The sequence below is a fragment of the Aromatoleum tolulyticum genome (genome assembly GCF_900156155.1).
GTDB lineage: Bacteria > Pseudomonadota > Gammaproteobacteria > Burkholderiales > Rhodocyclaceae > Aromatoleum > Aromatoleum tolulyticum.
This window is the reverse complement of the sequence record NZ_FTMD01000010.1, coordinates 119,871-139,300: the sequence shown is the minus strand read 5'-3', so window position 1 is coordinate 139,300 and position 19,430 is coordinate 119,871. Positions and strand designations below refer to the sequence as shown.

At 66.3% G+C, this 19,430-nt stretch carries 18 protein-coding genes; 15 read left to right on the top strand and 3 right to left on the bottom strand.

Annotated features, from left to right (window positions below; translation table 11 throughout):
* Positions 1–34: 34 nt before the first annotated feature.
* On the bottom strand, positions 35–2,515 hold the full coding sequence (locus tag BW991_RS15755; RefSeq protein ID WP_076603064.1) for a sensor domain-containing protein: 2,481 nt from the start codon (positions 2,513–2,515) through the stop codon (positions 35–37).
* Positions 2,516–2,980: 465 nt separating this feature from the next.
* Between BW991_RS15755 and BW991_RS15750 the strand changes: the two genes are divergently transcribed.
* The 7 genes from BW991_RS15750 (at position 2,981) to BW991_RS15720 (ending at position 9,491) form a co-directional block, all read left to right on the top strand.
* Entirely contained in the window at positions 2,981–3,772 is a 792-nt protein-coding gene (locus tag BW991_RS15750; protein ID WP_076603063.1) for an ABC transporter substrate-binding protein, read from the top strand.
* A gap of 225 nt (positions 3,773–3,997) precedes the next feature.
* Complete coding sequence (locus BW991_RS15745; RefSeq protein ID WP_076603062.1) at positions 3,998–4,690, top strand: ABC transporter permease; 693 nt, start codon at positions 3,998–4,000, stop codon at positions 4,688–4,690.
* 16 nt (positions 4,691–4,706) lie between these two features.
* Positions 4,707–5,444: an ABC transporter permease gene (locus tag BW991_RS15740; RefSeq protein ID WP_076603061.1), complete on the top strand. Its 738-nt coding sequence runs from the start codon at positions 4,707–4,709 to the stop codon at positions 5,442–5,444.
* Positions 5,445–5,566: 122 nt separating this feature from the next.
* Complete coding sequence (locus BW991_RS15735) at positions 5,567–6,349, top strand: ABC transporter ATP-binding protein (RefSeq protein WP_076603139.1); 783 nt, start codon at positions 5,567–5,569, stop codon at positions 6,347–6,349.
* A gap of 46 nt (positions 6,350–6,395) precedes the next feature.
* Positions 6,396–7,442, top strand: coding sequence for a GlxA family transcriptional regulator (locus BW991_RS15730; protein ID WP_076603060.1), 1,047 nt, complete (start codon positions 6,396–6,398; stop codon positions 7,440–7,442).
* Complete coding sequence (locus BW991_RS15725; RefSeq protein ID WP_076603059.1) at positions 7,436–8,449, top strand: arginine N-succinyltransferase; 1,014 nt, start codon at positions 7,436–7,438, stop codon at positions 8,447–8,449. Before BW991_RS15730 ends, BW991_RS15725 begins: the two co-directional genes overlap by 7 nt.
* The gene (locus BW991_RS15720; RefSeq protein ID WP_244551720.1) at positions 8,436–9,491 is read left to right on the top strand and encodes an arginine N-succinyltransferase; all 1,056 of its coding nucleotides are present in this window, start codon (positions 8,436–8,438) and stop codon (positions 9,489–9,491) included. The genes BW991_RS15725 and BW991_RS15720 overlap by 14 nt, the downstream gene beginning before the upstream one ends.
* Before the next feature lie 2 nt (positions 9,492–9,493).
* Here BW991_RS15720 and BW991_RS15715 read toward each other — a convergent pair whose 3' ends face one another.
* Entirely contained in the window at positions 9,494–9,910 is a 417-nt protein-coding gene (locus tag BW991_RS15715) for a hypothetical protein (RefSeq protein ID WP_076603057.1), read from the bottom strand.
* A 295-nt stretch (positions 9,911–10,205) separates the two neighbouring features.
* On the opposite strand from BW991_RS15715, the gene BW991_RS15710 reads away from it, so the two are divergent.
* Entirely contained in the window at positions 10,206–11,807 is a 1,602-nt protein-coding gene (locus tag BW991_RS15710) for a winged helix-turn-helix domain-containing tetratricopeptide repeat protein (protein ID WP_170879120.1), read from the top strand.
* A 21-nt stretch (positions 11,808–11,828) separates the two neighbouring features.
* On the opposite strand, the gene BW991_RS15705 is transcribed toward BW991_RS15710, so the two are convergent.
* Complete coding sequence (locus BW991_RS15705; protein WP_050414936.1) at positions 11,829–12,260, bottom strand: Lrp/AsnC family transcriptional regulator; 432 nt, start codon at positions 12,258–12,260, stop codon at positions 11,829–11,831.
* Positions 12,261–12,427: 167 nt separating this feature from the next.
* Here BW991_RS15705 and BW991_RS15700 point away from each other — a divergent pair, with 167 nt between their 5' ends.
* From BW991_RS15700 to kce, 7 genes are all read left to right on the top strand, one after another.
* Complete coding sequence (locus tag BW991_RS15700; protein WP_076603055.1) at positions 12,428–13,609, top strand: KamA family radical SAM protein; 1,182 nt, start codon at positions 12,428–12,430, stop codon at positions 13,607–13,609.
* 10 nt (positions 13,610–13,619) lie between these two features.
* Positions 13,620–14,657, top strand: coding sequence for an L-erythro-3,5-diaminohexanoate dehydrogenase (gene kdd / locus BW991_RS15695; RefSeq protein WP_076603054.1), 1,038 nt, complete (start codon positions 13,620–13,622; stop codon positions 14,655–14,657).
* On the top strand, positions 14,650–15,729 hold the full coding sequence (gene kamB / locus BW991_RS15690; protein WP_076603053.1) for a lysine 5,6-aminomutase reactivase subunit KamB: 1,080 nt from the start codon (positions 14,650–14,652) through the stop codon (positions 15,727–15,729). Before kdd ends, kamB begins: the two co-directional genes overlap by 8 nt.
* Positions 15,726–17,273 (top strand): lysine 5,6-aminomutase subunit alpha, encoded by a 1,548-nt coding sequence (kamD, locus tag BW991_RS15685; protein WP_076603052.1) that lies wholly within the window; start codon positions 15,726–15,728, stop codon positions 17,271–17,273. The genes kamB and kamD overlap by 4 nt, the downstream gene beginning before the upstream one ends.
* A gap of 1 nt (position 17,274) precedes the next feature.
* A complete protein-coding gene (gene kamE / locus BW991_RS15680) occupies positions 17,275–18,030 on the top strand; it encodes a lysine 5,6-aminomutase subunit beta (RefSeq protein WP_076603051.1) in 756 nt (251 codons plus the stop codon).
* Between the two features lie 100 nt (positions 18,031–18,130).
* Positions 18,131–18,529 (top strand): 3-aminobutyryl-CoA ammonia lyase, encoded by a 399-nt coding sequence (gene kal / locus BW991_RS15675; protein ID WP_170879119.1) that lies wholly within the window; start codon positions 18,131–18,133, stop codon positions 18,527–18,529.
* Positions 18,530–18,536: 7 nt separating this feature from the next.
* On the top strand, positions 18,537–19,352 hold the full coding sequence (gene kce / locus BW991_RS15670; protein WP_076603050.1) for a 3-keto-5-aminohexanoate cleavage enzyme: 816 nt from the start codon (positions 18,537–18,539) through the stop codon (positions 19,350–19,352).
* The last annotated feature ends 78 nt before the right edge of the window (positions 19,353–19,430 follow it).

Here is a 19,430-nt window from a genome sequence, read left to right as displayed (position 1 = left end):
CGCCGCGCACGCACGGGGCCGGCTCGAACCGAGGCTAGCTGCCGGCGGCGCGTGCCTCGAGCAATCCGTCCAGATCACGCGCCGCCATCGGGCGACCGTACAGGTAACCCTGGCCCTCATGGCAGCCATGCCGGCGCAGCAGCGCCGCCTGCTCGGCGGTCTCGACCCCTTCTGCAACCACTCTCAGATTCAGCGAGCGGGCGATCTGGATGATCGCGCGCGCAATCGCCCGGTCCTCCGCGTTGCTGCACACGTCGGTCACAAAGGAGCGGTCGATCTTCAGCTTGTTCAGCGGGAAGCGCTTCAGGTACGCAAGGCTCGAGTAGCCGGTGCCGAAATCGTCGATCGCGAGTCCGTAGCCCGCACGCTTCAGCGCGTCGAGCACCTCGTGCGCGGCATGCACGTCTTCCACCAGGGTGGACTCGGTCAGTTCGACCTCGATCATGCGCGGCGGCACGCCGGTGTCGCGCTGCGCAGCGGCGAGTGTTGCCATGAGGTCGGAGCGGTAGATCTGCAATCCGGACACGTTGACGCTGAGCTGCATCGCCAGCCCCGCATCGCGCCAGCGGCGCACCTGACGGAAGGCTTCGTGGATGACCCATTCGCCGATCGGCAGGATCAGGCCGCTTTCCTCCGCGACGGGGATGAAACGGCTCGGGCCCACCGGCTCGCCGTCGCGCGGCGTCCAGCGCAGCAGCGCCTCGGCGCCGAAGATGCGGCCGGTGCGCAGGTTGACCTGCGGCTGGTACGCCAGGCTGAACTCGTCGCGCCCGAGCGCCTGCCGCAGACGGTTGTGCAACACCAGGCGCTCGGCCGCCTTGGCGTTCATCTTTTCGTCGAAGTAGCTGAAGGTGCCGCGTCCGCACTCCTTGGAGTGGTACATCGCGGTATCGGCCTTCTGCAGCAGCGTGTCGAAATCGCTGCCGTCACCCGGATAGATCGCGACGCCGATCGAACCGCCGACGCTCAGCACCTGGCCGTCGATCTCGACCGGTGCGTCCATGCAGGCTTCGATCTTGCGGGCAACGGTCACGACGTCGTCGGGGCAGGGGACGTGCTCGAGCAGGATCACGAACTCGTCGCCGCCGAGGCGGCTGATCATGTCGGTGCCGTAGAGCGCATGCCGCAGGCGATCGGCGACGGCGACCAGCAGCGCGTCGCCCACCGGGTGCCCGAGCGAATCGTTCACGCGCTTGAAGTGGTCGAGGTCGAGGAACAGCAGGGCGAGATAGCGCCCCGTGTGACGTGCGTGCTCGGCGGCCTGCGCGAAGCGTTCGCGCAGCAGCGTGCGGTTCGGCAGCCCCGTGAGCGCGTCGTGGCGCGCGAGGAACTGGACCCGCTCTTCGGCCTGCTTGCGTCGCGTGACGTCGGAGAAGGCGCCGACGAAATGCGCAACGCGCCCCGCTTTGTCGCGCACGACCGAAATCGACAGGCGCTTCGGATAGATTTCGCCGTTCTTGCGGCGATCCCATATCTCGCCTTCCCAGCGGTTCTCGGTGAGCAGCGTTTCCCACATGCGGCGATAGAACGCCGCGTCGTGACGCCCCGACTTGAGCAGGGAGGGGGGCTGGCCGATCACCTCGGCCTGCGTGTAGCCGGTGATGCGCACGAACGCGGAGTTGACGCTGATGATGCGGTTGTCCACATCGCACATCATCAGGGCTTCGCCGCTGTTCTCGAACACGGTGCTCGCGAGCTCGAGCTGGTGCTGCTGGCGCTTCTGCGCGTTGATGTCGGAATATACCCAGATCGAGCCGCCGTGCGGCTGCTGCGGGTCGAGCGGGCGGCCGACGCGGTAACACCAGATCGGATGGCCGTCGCGGCGCTGCAGCAGCACCTCGTCCTCGCTGAAGCCCTGGGCTTCAAGCCGGTGATAGAGGCGGATGCCGTTCTCCCGCCAGTCCTGTGCCGAAGGGTAGAGCATTGCCGTCTTCCGGCCGACGAGGTCCTGCGCGCCGTCATAGCCGAAGATTTCCGCCATGCGGGGGTTGCAGCGCAGGATCACGCGGTCCTGTATGTACGCGATGCCGACGTGCGCGTTGTCGAAGATCACGCGCTGCTCGTCGAGCAATTCCTGCAGGCGGCGCTCGGTTTCCTTGCGTTCGGTGATGTCCTGCAGCGTCTCGATCGCCCCGATCACGCACCCGTGCTCGTTGCGGATCGGTGCCGCCGTGAAGTGGAGCCACATCCCGCCCTGCCCGAGGTGGGGAAAGAAATCCTCGGCCTCGTAGCTGCCCGGAACGCTCTTCGACGGCCGATACTTGTTCGGGTAGTACGTCGGGATGAGCATCTCGATGCACCCCGAGGCGACCAGGTCGGCCATCACGGGCCGCCGCTCAAGGTAAAACGGGCGCCACTGGTCCGAGGTGCCGACGATCTCGTCGGCCGATATTCCGAGCATCAGTTCGCAAGCGCGATTCCAGTAGCGGACGCGGTGCTCGCTGTCGATGACAAAGGTTGCTACCGGCGAACCGCTGACCAGTTCACCGACACGTGTCTCCAGGATTTCGATCATCGTCGAATGGGGCGGGAAGATTTGGTTATAGGAGTTATTTATAAAGTTATACGTGAAACAGCTTACTGGCAGCTTGCAGGTCCTGGCGAGCAAATCGTGTGCCTGTGGCCCCTTGAGCTCAAAGCCCAGATATTCCGCGGCTTTCGCAGTATGGCGGCGATCAGCGATTACAGTTTTGCGACATTTGCTATCAGCTTTGCCCCGCCCGGACCACGCGTGCCGATTGCGGATGGACCCGATTGACAACCGGAGAGCCTTGTAGCAATGAGGGTTTGCGCGGGCTTCGTGTCTGCCTGTGCGGATTTAGTGCGCTGCAATAGCCGCGGAGAGCCCTCATTGAGGAGCGGGGCTTTTTTTGCCACCATGCGCAGCGTTTCCTGATTTTTACCCAATGATGTCGTGGTCTTTCGTGCGTCCCGAACCACGGGCGCGAAACCGCTGTGAAGAACTCATGAGGAATTCCGGATGAAGAAGACTGCATTGCTGTTCGCCATGCTCGCCCTGACCGCGGGCGGCGCATTCGCAAAAGACTGGAAGGAGATCCGCCTGGCGTCCGAGGGCGCCTACCCCCCGTTCAACATCACCGCTGCCGACGGCTCGTTGCAGGGCTTCGACGTCGATATCGGCAATGCGCTGTGCGCCGAGATGAAGGCCAAGTGCACCTGGGTGAAGCAGGAATGGGACGGCATGATCCCGGCGCTCGTCGCGCGCAAGTTCGACGCGATCATCGCTTCGATGTCGATCACCGAGGAGCGCAAGGCCAAGGTCGACTTCACCGAGAAGTACTACGCCTCGCCGCTGGCGCTGATCGCCAAGAGCGGCTCGCCGCTGCGTCCCGACACGACCTCGCTGAAGGGCAAGAAGGTCGGCGTGCAGCGCGGTACCGTGTCCGACAATTTCGCCACCAAGTATTGGGAAGGCAAGGGCCCGGAGCTGGTCCGCTACGCCAAGCAGGATGAAGCCTACCTCGACCTGAAGTCGGGGCGCCTGGACGCGGCCTTCGCCGACTACCTCGAAGCCTACGGCGGCTTCCTGACCAAGCCCGAAGGCCAGGGCTACGATGTCGCCGGCGACCGCCTGTTCGGCAAGAACGCCGAGGAGAAGGGCGTCATCGGCGAGGGCATCGGCATCGCCGTGCGCAAGAAGGACAAGGAGCTGACCGCGCAGCTCAACAAGGCCCTCGCGGCCATCCGCGCCAACGGCAAGTACGAGGAAATCCGCAAGAAGTACTTCCCGATGGACATCTACGGCAACTGATCATTGCCCTGAAGACAAGCGCCGGATTGCTTCCGCAAGCGGCGCTTTTTCTTTTCCCGTTTCCCCGGAGTCAGGGCGAGCTCTTGAAGAAATCGTCGCGAGCATGGTCGAGTGCAAGGCGCGATCGAGCGAACGACGAGACATATCAATAGATAGGCGAGGAGTGAGTGAGTGAGCAACGCAGCAATCGACCAGCGCAGTAGATTTATTCAAGGGCTCTGAGTAATGGATGCCCTGATCGAATACTCCCCCAGCCTGCTCGGCGGCGCGTGGGTCACCCTCAAGGTGGCGCTGCTGTCGCTGGTGCTGGCGGTCGCGAGCGGCCTGCTGGGGGCGGCGTGCAAGCTGTCGAACCTGCTGCCGCTGCGCCTGTGGACCATGCTGTACACGACCATCGTGCGCGGCGTGCCCGATCTGGTGATGATGCTGCTGGTGTTCTACGGTGGCCAGTTGCTGCTCAACGAGGTCATCGACTACTTCGAGTGGGAGTTCATCGAGATCAACCCCTTCGTCGCCGGCGTGCTGACGATCGGCTTCATCTTCGGCGCCTACTTCACCGAAACCTTCCGCGGCGCCTTCCTTTCCGTTTCCGCCGGCCAGCTCGAGGCGGGGCGCGCCTACGGCATGACGAGCTGGCAAGTGTTCCTGCGCATCATGTTCCCGCAGATGTTGCGCTACGCGCTGCCCGGCATCGGCAACAACTGGCTCGTGCTGCTCAAGAGCACCGCGATCGTGTCGATGATCGGCCTCTCCGACATGACTTCGCTCGCCGACCAGGCCGGCCGCTCCACGCACCAACCCTTCACCTTCTATCTCGCGGTCTGCGTGCTGTATCTGGCGATGACTGCCGTCTCCGGCTGGTTCCTCGGCCGGCTGACCACCCGCTACAACGTGGGTGTCCGCGAAGCCAACGTCTGACGGGGCCGTAAAAATCATGGAACTGTTCGATTTCCAGGTCATCACCGGCAGCCTGCCGGAGTTCTGGCGCGGCCTGCTGATGACGCTGCAGCTCACCGGCATCGCGCTGCTGTGCGGCTTCGCCGGCGCCGTGCCGCTCGCCGTGGCGCGCGTGTCGAAGAACCGCTGGGTGAGCGGCCCGGTCGCGGCCTACACCTACTTCTTCCGCGGCACGCCGATGCTCGTGCAGCTGCTGCTGATCTACTACGGCGCCGGCCAGTGGCAGTGGATGCAGGCGGCGTGGGAGGCGGGCAACCCCGTGTGGCTGCTGTTCCGCGAACCCTTCTTCTGCGCGCTGCTCGCCTTCGGCCTCAACACCTGCGCTTACACGATCGAGATCATCGCCGGCGCGATGCGCAACACGCCGCATGGCGAGGTCGAGGCCGCCAAGGCGATGGGCATGAGCCGCTTCAAGGCGCTGCAGCGCATCGTGCTGCCGTCGGCACTGCGCCGCATGCTGCCTTCGTACAGCAACGAGGTGATCCTGATGCTGCAGGGCTCGGCGATCGCCAGCGCGGTGACTTTGGTCGACATCACCGGCGCCGCGCGCAACGTGTATTCGCGCCATTTCGCACCCTTCGAGGCCTTCGTCTTCGCCGGTCTCGTCTACCTGGTGCTCACCTTCCTGCTAGTGGGCATGTTCAAGTACGCCGAAGGCCGCTGGCTCGCCCATCTCGCACCACGCAAGGCCACGAAGCGCAAGGAGGCAGCATAATGAACCACGCCGCGACTTTCGACCGGATCAGCGTCGGTGACCCGCACAACTCCATCGGCCTGCACGAGGCGCCCCAGGATGCGCTCAACGACGTGCGCTCCGCCGTCACGCAAGGAACCGCAATGAACCACAACGCCAACGTCGAGCAGGTCCGCGTCGAGGACCTGCACAAGTCCTACGGCGACAACGAGGTGCTGAAGGGCGTGTCGCTATCCGCGAACTCGGGCGACGTGATCAGCATCATCGGTTCGTCCGGCTCCGGCAAGAGCACCTGGCTGCGCTGCATCAATTTCCTCGAAAACCCCACCTCCGGCCGCGTCGTCGTCGGCGGCAAGGAAGTGGGCCTGACGCGCAACCGCAAGGGCGACCTCGTCGTCGCCGACCCGAAACAACTGCAGCTGATCCGCACCCGCCTGTCGATGGTGTTCCAGCACTTCAACCTGTGGAGCCACATGACGGTGCTGGAGAACGTCATCGAGGCGCCGATCCACGTGCTGGGCCTCCCCAAGGCTGAGGCGCTGGAGCGCGCCGAGCGCTACCTCGAGCGCGTGGGCGTGTGGAAATTCCGCGATGCCTATCCGGCGCACATGTCCGGCGGCCAGCAGCAGCGCGTCGCGATCGCCCGCGCGCTGGCGATGGAACCTTCCGTGCTGCTGTTCGACGAGCCGACCTCGGCGCTCGACCCGGAACTCGTCGGCGAGGTGCTGAAGGTCATGCGCTCGCTGGCGGAGGAAGGGCGCACCATGCTCGTCGTCACGCACGAGATGGGCTTCGCGCGCGAAGTCTCGAACCACGTGATCTTTGTTCACCGCGGGCGCGTGGAGGAGCAGGGCAATCCCAAGGAAGTGCTGGTGCGCCCGCAGAGCGAGCGGCTGCAGCAATTCCTGTCGGGCAACCTGAAGTAATCGCACGTACGCGACGGCGGGCGAGCGCAGCCAGGGCGCGGCGAGGATGCGCTGGGACAGGCCCGTCGATGCCGAGCGCGGCGCGCAGTCGCTCGACGTCGCCGTGCTGCTGCTGCCGCCGGTGTCGCTCGGTACGATCGGCGCCATCGTCGATCCCTTCGTCGAGGCCAACCGGCTGGGCGGGCAGCGGTTCTATGACGTGCATCTCGTCTCGGCCGATGGTGCCCCGGTCGCGTTACCCGGCGGGGGACGCCTGTCGGTGGGCGGTGCGCTGTCGGCGCTGGTGCGCTGTGATGCCCTCGTCGTCGCGTCCGACCTCCATCAGCCCGGCACCAACGCCGCCGACATCGTCTCGCAACTGAAGCGCATCGCGCGCGTGGGCGCCGCCTTCTGCGGCAACCGCGGCGGCACCGGCTGGCTCGCCGCGGCGGGGCTGCTGGACAATCGCCGCGTCGCCGTGCACTGGGAGGACATGACGCTCTACCGCGAGCGCCACCCCGAGCTGGTGCTGTGCGCGAGCCTGTACGAGATCGATGCCGACCGCCTGACCGCGTCGAGCAGCCAGGCGACGCTCGACATGATGCTGTGCGTGATCGCCCAGCAGGTCTCGCCCCGGCTCGCGGACAACGTCGCGCGCCAGCTCGGGCTGGACCGCATCCGCCCCGGCCACGAGAAGCAGGCGGTGCCGGCCTCGAGCCGCATTTCGCAGCACCCGCCCAAGCTCAACGAGGCGTTGCTGGTGATGGAGGCGAACCTCGAGGAGCCGCTCGGCTCGGACGAGATCGCCGAATGCGTCGGCATCTCGCGGCGCCAGCTGGAGCGCCTGTTCAAGCAGAACCTCGACATCCTGCCTTCGCGCTACTACCAGGAGCTGCGCCTCGAGCGCGCGCGCCAGCTCATCGTGCGCACGCAGCAGTCCATCGTGCAGATCGGTCTGTCCTGCGGCTTCTCGTCGGGCTCGCACTTCGCGACTGCCTACCGCGCCCATTTCGGCATCACGCCGCGCGAAGACCGCTCGCGCGCCACGCTCACCGGCAGCCAGGGAACGGATTCCCGCGCCGCCGGCACGCCCCCAACGGAGCCCTCATGCTGACGATCCGACCCGCCCAGCATTCCGACCTGGACGCCCTGGCCGAGACCGCCGCGCGCGCCGGTGCGCCCGACGTTTCGCTGCCGAACGACCCCAGGCTGCTCGGACGTCTCATTGCGCAGAGCGAGGACGCGTTCGCGGCCGACATCGACTTCCCCGGCGAGGAGCAGTACCTGCTCGTCGCCACCGACGACGGCGCGCTCGTCGGCGCGATGCTGGTCGTCGCCGCCGCGGGTTATCCCGGCGCCGACTACTCCTTCCGCAACGAGACCATCATCCACGCCTCGCCCGAGCTGGGCGTGAACCACCGCATGTATGCGCTGACGCTGAGCCACGACCTCTCCGGCTTCACGCTGCTGCGGCCGCCGCTGGTCGCGGGCGACGGACGCCGGGTCCGTGTCGAGCGCGCACTCGTGCAGGCCGCGCTGGCCTTCATCGCGACGCAGCCCGCGCGCTTTGCCGAGGACCTGATCGCGCCGCTGCCGGGCATGGTCGACGACGATGGCGAGTCGCCGTTCTGGTCGGCGGTCGGGAGCAGGTTCTTCGGTGTCTCCTACCGCGAGGCGGAGCGGCTGGCGCTGGGCAAGGACCGCAGCTTCATGGCCGAGCTGATGCCGCACCATCCGATCTACGTGCCGCTACTGCCCGTGGGCGCGCAGAACGTGCTCGGCCAGACCCGCGCCGGCTACATGCCGACCTACGGCCTGTTGATCGACGAAGGCTTCGAGGCGGAGCGCTACGTGGACGTGTTCGACGGCGGACCGACCTTCTGCGTCAAACGCGGGCTGGCGCGCTCGATCCGCGTCGCGCAGAAGCTTCCGCTTGCGGTGGATGGATCCATCGGGCGCAGCGAACCCGAGTGCCTTCTTGCGAACGGCGAGGCGAGCCGCTTCCGCGCCGTGCTCGCGCCTGCGCTGCGGCGCCCCGACGGCCGTCTTGCCACGACCGCGGATGCCGCGAGCCGGCTCGAACTGATCGACGATGACGAGGTGTGCTGTGTCCCTGCCTGAACAGGTTCCCCTTTCCGCTTCCGCCGGCCGCTTCATCGTGCGCGTCGCGCGTGCGGACGACGCGGCAGCCTTCCATGCGCTCGTGATCGAGGCGGACGGCGCACTGGAGCGCCATGCGGAATCGCCCGAGGCCAGTCGTGCGACGCTGGAGCGGGTCGAGCGCAGCCTCGCCGGCAAGGCGAGCGACGCCGAGCGCGGCTATCTGCTGCTGCTGGAGGACTGTGCGAGCGGGGAGGTCGTCGGCTGCGTTCAGCTCGTGTGCAGCATCGGTCTGGATCAGCCGTTCTACGACTATCGCCTCGGCAAGATCGTCCATTCCAGCTCGCGCCTGAAGTCCTACCGCTGCCATGAGGTGCTGTACCTGTGCAACGACCTTACCGGTTGCAGCGAACTGCACAGCCTGTACGTGCGACGTGACGCGCGCGGGCTGGGAGGTGCGGCCTTGCTGACGAAGGCCGCACAGCTGTTCATCGCCGGGCGGCTGGCGGAGTTCGCGCCGCGCACCATCATCGAGATGCATGGCGTGCGCGATCCCGACGACACTTCGCCGTTCTGGGAAGCGGTCGGGCGGCACTTCTTCAAGGTCGACCAGCGCGGCGCCGAGCGCCTCGTCGCGCAGGGCCGCAAGGCCTTCATCGCCGAGCTGATGCCCAAGCATCCGGTCTACCTGAGCCTGCTGCCCGAATCGGCGCAATCCACCGTCGGCGGCATCCATCCCGACATCGCGGGCCTCGCGCCGTTGCTCGAGCAGGACGGCTTCCACTTCGAGAACCACGTCGACATCTTCGACGCCGGGATGGTGCTGGAAGCGCACACGCGCACGCTGAACGGGGTTGCGAACAGCCGCGAATTTCTTGCCGGGGCGGGCGAACCAGCGGACGGCGCGCAACGCTGGTGGGTCGCGGCCGGCGAGGGCGAAGGCTTCTGCATGACGGCAGCGCCCGGCAGCTTGGCAGCTGATCGCCTGATCCTGTCGCCCGACATCCTGAGCCGGCTCGGCGCGTCGACGGGCGCCTCGGTGCGCGCGCTGGGCACGGCGTAAGCTCAGAGTCGACCGTGTCCACCGGCCCCGGGATCGGGGCTTGCCGCTCGTGCTTCGCCGCCCGAAACGGATCCCGTCCCCGGTTCCACGGCAAGCAGCGGGTTTCCCGAGTCGTAGCCGCGGGCGGGTGCATGAGGATTGCTCCATCCGCCGCGATCGAGAACCTTACGGCTGTAGTGGGCGATGTGCTCGGCCATGATCGCGTCCGCCGAGCGTGGCGACGGCTCGGCGCCAGTTGCCTCCGGGAGCAGCGCATTGCGCCAGATGCCGCGTGCGGAAGCCCCCTCCATCGTCTGCCGTGCCATCTCGACAAAAGGATCGTCGCCGGCCAGGGCTGTCTCGGGCACCGCAGTCGCCGGAATGATCGTTACCAACGCCGCAAGAATCGCACGCAGCGGGATCGAATCGCATGTGGTCATGATATCGCCCTCCAGTTCGTCGGGCCGACGCCATTCGCGGTGCGAAGCGGACTTCGGTCCTGCTTTACATCTAGCCGGGAGAGCGCTGCCGGACCTGACGGGGCCGTGATGATTGGATGATTTTTTCCTGCCGGAGCCTGACGAACGCGGCGCTCCGGCTGGTTTGTTGCCGGCTCGCCCGCGCTCTATGATGGAATCGACAAGTGGCTGACCGCCGACGGAGGCGGTGAAACCCGAGGGGGGCGCGATGGAGGCATTTCGCGTTGCCGATTGCCGCGTGCGGCCATCGGAGCATGTGATTGAACGTGAGGGGGTGCCGCTGCAGGTCGAGCCGCGCACGATGGCCTTGCTCATGTTGCTCGTCGAGCGGGCCGGCGAGGTGGTCAGCCGGCAGGAAATCGAGGAACAGGTTTGGGCGGGGCGCGTCGTGGGGTATGACGCGCTGACGCAGACCATCGCCAAGCTGCGTCGGGCGCTGGGCGACGACAGTCATTGTCCGCGCTATGTGCTCACGGTGCCGAAGGGTGGCTATCAGCTCATTGCGCCCGTGACGCCGGACGACAGATCGGTGCCGGGTGCCGAGGACGTGAGGACGGCGCCGGTCCGGCAGCTCACCTGGTTGCGCCCGCCTGTCGGTGCGATCGTGGTCGCGCTGGTGGTGCTCGTGGGCGCAATCGCAGCGTATGTGCTGCGAGCCCCCGCGAAGGCGCCGATTGACCCGGCACGCGGGCGCCCGTCGATTGCCGTACTCCCGTTCGTCAATCACAGTGAGGGTGGCGCGCGTCCGCATCTGGCGGAAGGCCTTACGGAGGATCTCAACCTTTCGCTGACGCGCGTCCCCGAACTCTTCGTCATTGCGAACAACTCCGCATTGGCGTTCCGGGACCGTCAACTCGACGTCGCTGCGGTGCGCCGGCAGCTCGGTGTCCGGTATGCCGTGGTCGGCAGCGTCCAGTCCTCGGGGAGCGCCATCCGGGTGCAGGCGCAGCTGATCGACACGGAGAGCGGCAACCAGTTGTGGGCACAGCGATACGACCAGCCGCAAGGCGACCTGTTCAGCATCCAGGACCAGATTTCCGACGCTATCGCGACCCGCGTCCTGCCGCAGGTGCAGGAGGCGGAAAAGCGTCGTGCCCGCCATAAACCGACAGAGAACCTGGATGCTTACGACCTCTTCCAGCGGGCACGCAGCGAGAAGCACAAGCTCAATGCCGAAGGCGAGACGAAGGCCACCGAACTCCTGCGGCAGGCGATCTCGCTCGATCCGAACTTTGCGGAGGCGCACGTGCTGCTGGGTTGGGCGGGCGGCCTGCTGAGGGTGTTCACCGGCGGCGGGCCGTCGTTCGAGGAGTCGCTGGCGAGCATCCATCGCGGACTGGAGCTGAATTCCAACCTGTCGATTGGCTACCAGGCCCTCGCGCAGGTGCTGACCTTCATGAAGCGCAACGAAGAGGCCGCCAAGGCGGGTCTCAAGGCGATCGAGATCAATTCCAACGACGCGGAGAACCACATCATGTTCTCACGTGCCGCCTCGACGGCCGGCTGGTACCGTCAGGCCGTCGAATCGGCGCAGAAGGCCATCGAATTGAATCCGCTGTACCCGAAGTGGTATCCGTTCATTTACAGTCGCGCGCTGTATGCGGACGGCCAGGACGTGCAGGCGGCCGAAGTCTGCATCGACGGTATGGCACGGCAGGCATTCATCGGCACGGCGGTGATGTGCATCGCCGCCCTCGAACGCCTGGGGCGGCATGACGAGGCGATGCACATGCTGCAGACCTTTCGCACGATGGCCCCGCAGATGGACCTGAAGCTGGTCCTCGAATCCTACGGTTTCAGGGACGAACAGCTGCACCAGCGCTTCAGACGCGAATTGAGTGCGGCGGGGCTGACGTGATGCGGCGGAGCCGGATCGCGGTCAGCCCGGCCGGTCCAGCTTCGTCGACAGCAATATCGTCGAGAAGGTATCCACCACGCCCCTGATCGCCCGCACACGGTCGATGACCGCGTCGAGTTCGTGCGTGGTTTCCGTTTCCAGCATGCCGCACAAATCGTAGCGGCCGCTGACCGAGTAGAGCTTGGTGATCTCGTGGCGCTTCCGCAGCGCACGCACGACGTCGGGTTCGTTCTTCGACTCGATCGAGATCAGCACCATCGCCTGGATCGAACGCGATGACTGCGGCTTCGTCACGCTGACGGTGTAGCCGCTGATCGTTCCCGAATCTTCCAGCGCCTTCAGGCGCAACTGCACGGTGCTGCGCGCGCAGCCGAGCGCCTGCGCGATCTTCACGACGGGCAGGCGGGCATTCACTTTGAGTAGCTCGATGAGCTGGCGGTCGAGTTCGTCCATGGGTTTTGCAGGGTAAAGATCAAATTGTCCGAATGTCGGTCATTTTGACTGATTTGCGGGCATGTTCAAAGGCACTTTGCCTGTTCAGGCTGGCGCGGCCCGTCCCTAAACTCGTCTTCGTCAGGCCCCCGCGGCCATTCATAACGACGAACAAAAGGGACAGGAAAATGCTGCAAAAAATCGTCATCTCTCCCCGCCAACTGCTGAGCCGCGCCGAACTGGAAGCCTACGATCCGGCGTCCGAACCGTGGCAGAAGCAGTTCGCCCGCCGCTATACCCACCACTCCGAACTGAAGGACGTCCTGAACAATATGGAGGACGTGAACGAGACCGTGTACGAGAAGTTCGCGGTGTCGATCACGCCCTACATGGCGAAGCTGATGGATCCGCACGATCCGAACTGTCCGATCCGCCTGCAGTACCTGCCGTCGCGCCACGAGGAGCAGAAGGCCGGCTTCACCACACTGCTCGACGAGCTGGGCGAGGAGGGCGATACCGTGCCCGGCACCAGCGTCGTGCACCGCTACCCGCGCCGCGTGCTGTTCCTCGTGTCGAACACCTGCTCGACGCTGTGCCGCTTCTGCACCCGCAAACGCATGGTGTCGCAGCCGAGCGGTTCGGTGCACAAGGACGAGATCGAGCGCTCGATCGACTACATCGCCAGCAACAAGGACATCGACGACGTGCTGCTGTCGGGCGGCGATCCGCTGACCTTCGACGACGAGCGCCTCGACTACATCCTCGGCGCGATCCGCGAACGCGCGCCGCACGTGCGCTTCCTGCGCATCGGCTCGCGCATGGTCGTGCAACTGCCGACCCGCGTGACGCCGGAGCTGTGCGCGATCCTCGAAAAGCATCGCGTGCAGATGGTGAATATCCACATCAACCACCCGAAGGAGATCACGCCGCTGCTGCGCGAGCGCGTCAAGCTGATCCAGAAGGCCGGCATCATGATGGGGCTGCAGACGGTGTGCCTGAAGGGCGTGAACGACGACGTCGCCGTGCTGCGCGAGCTCTTCATGCAGGCGATCGAGATGGGCGTACGGCCTTACTACGTCTATTCGACCGACATGGTCGAGGGCGCGCATCACTTCATCGTGCCCTACCACCGCATGCTCGAACTCTACGAAGGGATCCGTGGCTGGATCAGCGGTCCGGCGGTGCCGACCTTTGTCGTCGATGGCCTGGGCGGTCTCGGCAAGCTGCCGATCATCCCGACCTACGTGACCGAGGAGATCCGCCGCGACGGCCAGGGCACGACGATCAAGTGCCGCAATTACAAGGGCGATACCGTCGAGATGCCGGGCCTGGGTCTCGACTTCCGCGTCCCGTCGCAAAGCCGCGCGTAAGGGGAGCAGCATGAAGCATGGTTCCCCCTACGGCACGCATCGCGTCGTCGAGCCCCAAGGCGTGCTACCGCAAGGCGCATGGAAGATAGACAACACGATGGCGCTGTGCGACAACGAGATCCTGATCGACGTCTCCGCGCTCAACATCGACGCCGCGAGCTTCACGCAGATCAAGACGGAGGCTGAGGGCGACCTCGGCCGCATCGCGGCCATCGTGCGCGACATCGTCGGCCAGCGCGGCAAGATGCACAACCCGGTGACGGGCTCGGGCGGCATGCTGATCGGGCGTGTCGCGGCGATCGGGCCGGCGCTCGTGGGCAAGATCGACCTCGAAGTCGGCGACCGGATCGCGACGCTCGTCTCGCTGTCGCTGACGCCGCTGCGCATCGACGCGATCCGCAGCATCCATGTCGACAAGGACCAGATCGAGATCGACGGCGAGGCGATCCTGTTCGAGACCGGCCTGTACGCAAAGCTGCCCGAGGACATCCCCGAGAAGGTCGCGCTCGCGATCCTCGACGTCGCCGGCGCACCGGCGCAGACGGCGCGCCTCGTGCGTCCGGGCGACACGGTCGTGGTCGTCGGCGGAGGCGGCAAGTCCGGCACCTTATGCGTGTACGAGGCGAAGAAGCGCGCCGGCCCGACCGGTTGCGTGATCGGCGTGTCGCCCTTCGACAAGGACTGCCGCCGCATGAGCGAGCTCGGCTGGGTCGATCACGCGCTGCGGGCGGATGCGACCGATGCGGTGGCGATGATGGAGGCGATCGCGGATCTGACCGGCGGGCGCATGGCGGACGTCGTGATCAACTGCGTGAACATCCCGAACACCGAGATGGGCAGCATCCTCGCGACGCGCGACGGCGGGAAGATCTACTTCTTCTCGATGGCGACGAGCTTCACGGCCGCTGCGCTCGGCGCCGAAGGCGTCGGCAAGGACGTCGAGATGATCGTCGGCAACGGCTACGCGAAGGGTCATGCGGTGCTCGCGCTCGAACTGCTGCGCGAATCGCCCACACTGCGCCGCCTGTTCGAGACGCTCTATGTCTGAGGCGTTTGCCATGACCGGGAGTGCGCTGTGGCGCGAGATCCGCGCGGCCGGCATGACGACGCTGGCGGTGCTGGGGATGACGAAGAACACCGGCAAGACGGTGTGCCTGAACCATCTCCTCGCGCAGGCGCATGTGCAGGGCGTCAGCGTCGGCATCACGTCGATCGGCCGTGACGGCGAGGATCGCGACCAGGTGTTCATGATCCCGAAGCCGCCTGTGCTCGTCTGGCCCGGCAGCCTCGTCGCGACCGCGCGCGACACGCTGCTGCGCGCGAAGGTGCGCTGGAAGCAGATCGGCACGACCGGCATCGACAGCCCGATGGGCGAGATCCTGATCGTGCGCGCGCTCGACCACGGCGAGATGGAGATCGCCGGAGCGTCGCGCAGCTCCGACCAGCACAAGGTGATCGCGATCCTCAAGGGCTGCGGCTGCGCGCTGGTGCTGCTCGACGGCGCGCTCGGTCGCAGCCACCACGCCTCGCCCGCGATCGCCGACGGGGTCGTGCTCGCGACCGGCGCGGCGATAGGCGGCGGCATCCCGGACGTGATCCGCAAGACGCGCGACCGGCTCGCGATCCTCGGCATTCCGTCCGTGGATGAGACCTTGGCGACGCGCTGCCGCGCCGTCTTCACGCACGGCGGCATCGGCGTGTGGAACCGAGCCGGCGAAGCTGTGTTCGACGCCAGCATTCCGACGCTCAACGCGGCCTCGACGCTGCTCGGACTCGATGAGCCCGCGATCGCCACCATCGCCGTCAGCGGCGCGGTCGGCCGCGCGCTGTGGCACGCACTCAACACGCTGCTCGCGCGCCATCCGGGGCTCTCCGTTGTCGTCGCCGACGGCACCAAGCTCTTCATCGACGCGACCGACGTCGCGACCTTCACGGCAAAGGGCGGTTGCCTCGCGGCCTTCCGCGGCATCCGCATCGCCGGCATCACCCTCAACCCGTTTTCGCCGCTCGGCGGCAGCTTCGACGCCGGGGACTTCCTCGACGCGGGACGCCGGGCCTTCCCCGATCACGTCGTGGCCGACGTGATGCGCGAGGAATACACCGAAGGAGTTCTTGAATGACCCGACTCAATCTCGACCAGGGCCAGATCGACCGCGCACGCGAGTCGGCGCGCCGCATCGCGCACCGCGTGTTCGACGACATGAGCCAGTTCACGACGACCACCGTCGAGCGCGCGACGCTGCGCCTGATGGGCGTCGATGGCGTCGACGACAATCAGATCCCGCTGCCGAACCGTCTCGTGAGCCACCTGCAGGAGCTGGGGCTGCTGCAACATGGCGCGGCGGCGGTCGTCGCAGGCGCAATGGCCGAGCACAACCTCACCGCGCAGCAGGTCGCCGAAGCCGTCGCAGCCGGGAAGCTCGTGCTCGCCCGTCCGAAGCACGACAAGGCCGCGCGCCAGTCCGCCGAAGCGATCGCCGCAAAGATGTGCGACCACATCGCCGCCCAGCGCGTCCTCCGCGCGCAGCAGATCGAAAAGGTCGGCGAAGCCCGCACGCCCTGGCTGTACCTGATCGTCGCGACCGGCAATATCTATGAGGACATCGTCCAGGCGCGCGCCGCCGCGGAGCAGGGTGCCGACATCGTCGCGGTGATCCGCTCGACTGGCCAGAGCCTGCTCGACTACGTCCCCTATGGCGCGACGACCGAAGGCTTCGGCGGCACGTACGCGACGCAGGAGAATTTCCGCCTGATGCGCGCCGCGCTCGACGAGGTCGGCACGAAGATCGGTCGCTACATCCGCCTGACGAACTACTGCTCCGGCTTGTGCATGCCCGAGATCGCGGCGATGGGGGCGATGGAGCGTCTCGACATGATGCTCAACGACTCGATGTACGGAATCATCTTCCGCGACATCAACATGAAGCGCACCTTCATCGACCAGTTCTTCTCGCGCACGGTCAACGCCTACGCGGGCATCATCATCAACACCGGCGAGGACAACTACCTGACGACCGCCGACGCGTTCGACGCCGCGCACACGGTGCTCGCGTCCCAGCTCATCAACGAGCAGTTCGCCTACATCTCGGGCCTCAAGCCCGACCAGATGGGCCTCGGCCACGCCTTCGAGATCAACCCGGACCTCGAGAACGGCTTCCTGTGGGAAGTCGCCCACGCCCAGCTCGTGCGCCAGGTCTTCCCGGAAGCGTGCCTCAAGTACATGCCGCCAACGAAGCACATGACCGGCAACATCTTCCGTGGCCACATCCAGGACGCGCTGTTCAACGTCGTCAGCACGCTCACGGGGCAGAACATCCACCTGCTCGGCATGATGACCGAGGCGATCCACACGCCCTTCATCCAGGACCGCTTCCTCGCGATCCAGAACGCCAAGTACGTGTTCGGGACGATGCGCGACCTGCACGACGAGGTCGAATTCAGGGCCGGCGGCAGGATCGAGTCGCGTGCGCAGCAGGTGCTCGCCGAGACCGTTGGCATCCTCGCCGAGATCGAGAAGATCGGCCTGCCGGCGGCCATCGGTCGTGGCACCTTCGCGGACATCTCGCGCACGATGGACGGCGGCAAGGGCCTCGACGGCGTGATCGCGAAATCCGCCGACTACTACAACCCCTTCCCGGACCTGATGCTGGCGGGAGTGAACTGACATGACCCAACAACAGATCACCGAAAACTGGGTAAAGCCCTACGGCGACACGATGAACGACGGCCGCGTGCAGCTCTCGTTCACGCTGCCGGTCGCGCTCGACGAAAACGCGAAGGAAGCCGCGCGCCAGCTCGCGCTGGAGATGGGCCTCGACGAGCCGGCCGTCGTCCACGCCGAGGACATGGGGCAGGGCTTCTCGTTCTGCGTGCTGTACGGCCAGTGCAAGCACCGCGTCGACCTCTCGCGCATCAAGGTCGCGAAGCCCGAGTTCGAGACGCTCGACAAGGACGCGATCAACGCGCTCATCGCCGAGAAGATGGGGCGCAAGATGGTCGTCGTCGGCGCCTGCATCGAGACCGACGCCCACACCGTCGGCATCGACGCGATCATGAACATGAAGGGCTACAACGGCCACAAGGGGCTGGAGAGCTACCACGAGGTACGCGCGATCAACATGGGCGCGCAGGTCGACTCCGAGGAACTCGTAGCGCGCGCGATCGAGGAGCAGGCCGACGTGATCCTCGTGTCGCAGGTCGTCACGCAGAAGAACATCCACCTCGACAACCTCACGCGCCTTTCGGACCTGTTAGAGGCCGAAGGCATCCGTGACCGCGTGATCCTGGTCGTCGGCGGCCCGCGCATCTCGCACGAACTCGCCAAGGAGCTCGGCTACGACGCCGGTTTCGGCACCAAATCCTACGCCGAGGACGTCGCGTCCTTTGCGATCCACGAATGGACCAAACGCCACGCCGTATGAAGCGATGAATCGTAGGGCGGGAGGAGCCGAAGGCGTATCCCGCCAATCACAACATCCGGCGGGATGCGCTGCGCTTCTTCGCCCTGCAAGGAGACACTCCATGAACGAAATCACCAGCATGATCCGCCTGCGCATGGGCTCCCACGACGCCCACTACGCCGGCGACCTCGTCGACGGCGCGAAGATGCTGCAACTCTTCGGCGACGTCGCCACCGAACTGCTGATCCGCAGCGACGGCGACGAGGGTCTGTTCGTCGCCTACGACAGTGTCGAGTTCCTCGCGCCGGTGCGCGCCGGCGACTTCATCGAGGCCACCGGGCGCATCGTTGCGATGGGCAAGACCTCGCGCAAGATGGCGTTCGAGGCGCGCAAGGTCATCGTCCCGGCCGGTGTCAAAGGCCAGCCGTCGGCCTGCGACGTGCTGCCCGAGCCGATCGTCGTCTGCCGCGCGTCCGGCACCTGCGTCGTGCCGGCAGCGTGCCAGCGCAACGTGCGCTGAGCGCGTCATGGACAGGCTCATCATCACCGCCGCGCTGACCGGCGCTGAAGTCACCCGCGAGCAGCAGCCCGCGCTGCCGCTCACGCCCGACGAGATCGCCCGCGCCGCCGAGGAGTGCGCGCAGGCGGGCGCCTCGATCGTGCATGTGCACGCGCGCCGTCCCGACGGCACGCCGACGCAGGACAAGGCGATCTACGCGGAGATCATCGAGAAAATCCAGGCGCGTTGCGACGTGATCGTGCAGGTGTCGACCGGCGGTGCCGTCGGCATGACGGCCGCCGAGCGCCTCGCGCCGGTCGAGCTGCGCCCCGAGATGGCGACGCTGTCGATGGGTTCGGTGAACTTCGGCGACGACGTGTTCCTCAACCATCCGGCGGACATGGCAGCCTTCCTCGCCGCGATGAAGGAATTCCGCGTGAAACCCGAGTTCGAGATCTTCGACGCCGGCATGCTGCACAGCCTGCAGCGCTGGCTGAAGAAGGGCGTCGTCGAGGGGCCGGTGCATGTCGATCTCGTGCTCGGCGTCCCCGGCGCGATGGCCGGCACGCCCGAGTCGCTGATGTTCCTGCGCTCGCAGCTGCCTCCGGAGGCGACCTGGACCGTCGCCGGCATCGGTGCCGCGCAACTGCCGCTCGCCGCGATGGCGATCGCCCTCGGCGGCCATGTGCGCGTCGGCTTCGAGGACAACGTGTGGTACCGCAAGGGGGAGCTCGCGACCAGCAACGCCCAGCTCGTCGCGCGCGTCGCCCGGATCGCAGGGGAGATGGAGCGGCCGGTGGCAACGCCGGACGAAGCGCGGGAGATCCTCGGCATCATGCGCTGAGCGCATCGGGCGGCAGGGGGGCGCTCGCCGCGTTCCGCCTGGCGTGCGCCGTCCTGTCGCGGCACGGTGCACGCTAAC